Genomic DNA, 4,475 nt, shown 5'->3' with positions numbered 1-4,475 from the left:
GCCCCGGGCGCCCCCGGCGGGCGCCCGGGGCGCCGTCGCGGGCACCGGGGGCGCCCTCGGGGGCCTCGCGGCCCTCCCGCGCCGGGCGCACGGCGGCCACCGCCTCGACCGCGCGCGCCACGGAGTCCACCTCCACGAGCACCAGGCCCAGCGAGTCGGCCTGCGCGCCGAGCTTGTCGCGGGTGCCGGCGGGCACCAGTGCCTGGCGGAAGCCGCGCCGGCCGGCCTCGGCCAGGCGGCGGGCGATGTCGGGGACCGGGCGGATGTCCCCGGACAGGGCCACCTCGCCCAGGGCGACGACGTCGGCGGCCAGCGGCTGGTCGGTGCTGGCGGAGGCGATGGCCAGGGCCACCGCCAGGTCGGCGGAGGGCTCTCCGATGCGCATGCCGCCGACGGTGGCGCAGAAGACGTCCTTGTCGTACAGGCGCACCCTCCCGTGCCGCTCCACGACGGCCTGCGTCATCGCCAGGCGCGCGGCGTCCAGGCCGGAGGCGCCCCGGCGCGGCTGCGGCAGGTACGACTGCGCCACCAGGGCCTGGATCTCGGCGAGCAGCGGGCGCTTGCCCTCGACGACGACGGTCACGCAGGTGCCCGGCACCGGGGCCTCGCGCTGGCCCAGGAACAGGCCCGAGGGGTCGGTGACCTCCCGGATGCCGTCGGCCTCCTGGACGAAGCAGGCCACCTCGTCGGAGGCGCCGTAGCGGTTCTTCACCCCGCGCAGCATGCGCAGCGGCGAGTGCTTGTCGCCCTCGAAGTGCAGCACGACGTCGACCAGGTGCTCCACGGTGCGCGGGCCGGCGATGTTGCCGTCCTTGGTGACCTGCCCGATGAGGAACATCGGGATGCCGCGGGCCTTGGTCAGGCGGGTCAGGACGGTGGCGACCTCGGTGACCTGCGCCACCCCGCCGGTGCGGCCCTCGACGTCGGGGCTGGCGATGGTCTGGACGGAGTCCACGACCAGCAGGTCCGGCTGGACGTCGTCGACGTGCCCGAGCACCACCGACAGGTCGGTCTCGGAGGCGATGAACAGCTCCGCGGCGTCCGCGCCCATGCGCTGGGCGCGGATCTTGATCTGCTCGGCGGACTCCTCGCCGGAGACGACCAGCACCGTCCTGCCGGTGGCGGCGATGCGGTTGGCCACGTCCAGGGTCAGGGTGCTCTTGCCCACGCCGGGCTCACCGCCCAGCAGCACCGCCGCCCCGGGGACCAGGCCCCCGCCCAGCACGCGGTCCAGCTCGCCGATGCCGGTGGGGCGGTGCCGGGCGCGGTCGGTGGAGATGTCCCGCACCCGCAGCGCCTTGGTGACCACCGCCGACGGGGCCAGGCTGGTCCTGGTGCCGGCCGAGCGCGCGGGCTCGGCGGCGGCCTCCTCCACCGTGCCCCACGCCTGGCAGCCGGTGCACCGCCCGATCCACTTGGCGTGCTCCTGCCCGCACGCGGTGCAGCGGTACAGGGTGCGCGTCCTGGCAGGCATGCGGGCAGTATCGGTGCCGCCTCCGACACGGGCGCCGCGGCGCGCGGCCTCAGGAGCGGGCGAGGCGCTCGGCGGCGTCCTCCCCCAGGGCGTTGCGCACCTCGGCGAGCAGCTGCGGGCGGCGCGCCAGCACGGGGTCGCCGTCCAGGAGGAGGTCGGCCTCGGCGCGGGCGGTCTGCACCATGGGCAGGTCGGCCTTGAGGTCGGCCACCCGCAGGTCCGACTGCCCGGACTGGCGGTTGCCGAACAGCGACCCGCCGCCGCGCAGGTCCAGGTCCACCTCGGAGAGGTGGAACCCGTCGGTGGAGGCCTCCAGCGCCTGCAGGCGCGCGACGGAGTCGGCCGAGGAGGCCCGCCCGGTGAGCAGGCAGTGCGAGGCGTGCCGCCCGCGCCCGACGCGCCCGCGGATCTGGTGCAGCTGGGCGATGCCGAAGCGCGCGGCGTCCACGACGACCATCACGGTGGCGTTGGGCACGTTGACGCCCACCTCGATGACGGTGGTGGCCACCAGCACGTCGATCTCGCCGCGCTTGAACGCGGCCATCGACCCCTCGCGCTGGGCGCGGTCCTGCTTGCCGTGCACCAGGCCCAGGCGCAGGTCCGCCAGCGCCCCGGCGCCCAGGGCCTCGAACAGGCTGGTGGCGGCCTGGGCGGCGAGCTTCTCGTTGTCCTCCACCAGGGAGGCCACGACGTACGCCTGACGCCCCTGCGCGACCTGCTCGCGCACGAGCGTCCACGCCTCGGCGTGCTCGTCCTCCGGCGCCGGGTCCTGCGGGACCCAGCGGGTGGTGATGGGGGTGCGCCCGGGCGGCAGCTCGTCGAGCACGGTGACCGACAGGTCGCCGAAGACGGTCAGGGCCGCGGTGCGCGGGATGGGGGTGGCGGTCATGATCAGCATGTCGGGCACGCTGCGCTCGCCGTCGCCGTCGCCGTCGCCGTCGGTGCCGGGCAGCGGAGCGCCCTTGGCGCGCAGCGCCGCGCGCTGCTCGACGCCGAAGCGGTGCTGCTCGTCGACGACGACCAGGCCCAGCCTGGCGAAGAGGACGTCCTCCACGAGCAGGGCGTGGGTGCCGACCAGCACGTCGACGGCGCCGGCGGCCAGGTCGGCCAGGATGCGGCGGCGGTCCTTGGCGCGGGTCTTGGAGCCGAGGAACTCCACCACCAGCGGGCGGCCGTCGGGGTGGGCGGTGCCGGCCAGGCGCTCGGCCAGCTCGGTGTGCAGCTGGGTGGCCAGGATCTCGGTGGGCGCCATCAGCGCGCCCTGGTATCCGCCCTCGACGGCCATCAGCAGGCTCATCGCGGCCACCACCGTCTTGCCGGAGCCGACGTCGCCCTGCAGCAGGCGGTGCATGGGGTGCGGGCGGGTCAGGTCGGTGCGCACCTCCTCCAGCGCCCGGGTCTGCGCGCCGGTCAGCGGGAAGGGCAGCCGCGCCAGGAACGCCCCGGTCAGCTCGCCCGTGGGGGCGTGCGCCACGCCGGTCTCGGCGGCGGTGGCGTGCCGGCGCAGGCCCAGGGCGATCTGCATGCGCAGCAGCTCGTCGAAGGCGAGGCGGTCGCGCGCGCGGGCGGCGACGTCGAGGTCGTCGGGGTGGTGCACCTGCCGGTACGCCTCGGCGCGGTCCACCAGCGCGTGGCGCTCGCGCACCTCGGCCGGCAGCGGGTCGCTCAGCTCGCCCAGGCGCCGCACCGCCTCCCCCGCGGCCGAGTGCAGGTCCCACGTGGTCACGTTGGACTTCGCGGACTGGTTGTACACCGGCACGATCGTGGCGGGGTTGTCGCCGATGGGGTCCATCAGCGGGTTGGTCATCTGCAGGACCGGCTTGCCCGAGCGCGGCGTGAACGCCTCGACCCTGCCGTACACGGACACCTCGTCGCCGGGCCGGTAGCGCCGCGCCAGCCAGGGCGAGTTGAAGAAGGTCACCGTCAGCGCGGCGGTGCCGTCGTTGACCTGCACGCGCAGCAGGCGCTTGGTGCGGTCGTACTGCCCGACGCTGTCGATGCGCGCCAGCAGCCCGACCGTCTCACCGACGTGCTCGCGCAGCTTGCGGATCGGCAGGACGGTGGAGCGGTCCAGGTAGCGCAGCGGCACGTGCATCAGCAGGTCGTAGACGCTCTCGATGCCGAACTCCGCCAGCCGCTCGGCCAGCGAGGGCGTCTTGCCGCGCGCCTTCTTCGACCGCACCGCGTGCAGCTCGGTGACCGGGACCCCGCGCAGGCCGTCCACGGTGCCGTCGTAGCGCAGGGGGGCGTCGCGCTCGGCGGCCAGCGCCTCCACGCCGGCGTCCAGCACCAGCCCGTGCCGGTGCGCGAAGCGCGCGACGTCGTCGACCTTGTCGGCGTCGGCGCGCCAGGAGCCCGAGGAGCCGTCCCACCGGGCCGCGCAGGTGCGCTTGACGTCGTCCTGCAGGACCGCGGTGTGCTCGAAGCGGATCGCGAGGGAGCGTTCGGCCCCGGGGCCCTCCACCACGGTGACGTCCGGGCCCGCCGGGGAGTCGGCCGCCGCGCGCAGGGCCTCCCGGGCGTCGCCGAGCAGCTGCACGCGGTGCCCGGTCAGCGCCCGCCGCAGGGCCAGCGCGGTGCGCCGGGTCAGCGGCAGCAGCCAGGCCCCCTGCCCGTCCCAGGTGGCGCCGGGCAGGGCGCGCAGCTCGGTGCGCAGGGGGTGCGCGGCGCTGGTGGTGCACACCACGGTGCGCTGCGCCGGCGCGAGCGGCCGCTCGCGCACGGCGACCTGCACGACGCCCGCGGGCTCCGCAGGCGCCGGGGAGGCGGGCCCGGGCACCGGCTGCCGGACCGGCTGCTGGGCCGGTCGGTCGGCCGGTTCCTGCACCGCCCGCGGGTCCGGCCGGGTCGCGGGCCCCGCCTCCACGCCCGGGTCCGGGCGGGCGCCGTCCACGACAGCGCCCCCGGGCCGGGTCGCGGCGGGGTCGGCGGCCGGCTCGGCCAGCAGGTCCGCGTCCCACCCCGCGGCCTCCAGCTCAGCGCGGTAGGGGCCGGTCAGCAG

At 76.6% G+C, this 4,475-nt stretch carries 2 protein-coding genes; both read right to left on the bottom strand.

Annotated features, from left to right (window positions below; genetic code table 11):
* A partial coding sequence (radA, locus tag GTR00_RS15285; RefSeq protein WP_166612457.1) for a DNA repair protein RadA occupies window positions 1–1,474 on the bottom strand: 1,474 nt, incomplete at its 3' end.
* A gap of 49 nt (window positions 1,475–1,523) precedes the next feature.
* The coding region (gene recG / locus GTR00_RS15280) for an ATP-dependent DNA helicase RecG (RefSeq protein ID WP_166612456.1) at window positions 1,524–4,475 on the bottom strand (2,952 nt) is incomplete at its 5' end.

It is taken from the genome of Kineococcus indalonis (assembly GCF_009906395.1).
Lineage (GTDB): Bacteria > Actinomycetota > Actinomycetes > Actinomycetales > Kineococcaceae > Kineococcus > Kineococcus indalonis.
The sequence above is the reverse complement of the archived record's forward strand: the minus strand, read 5'-3'. Positions and strand labels throughout refer to the sequence as shown.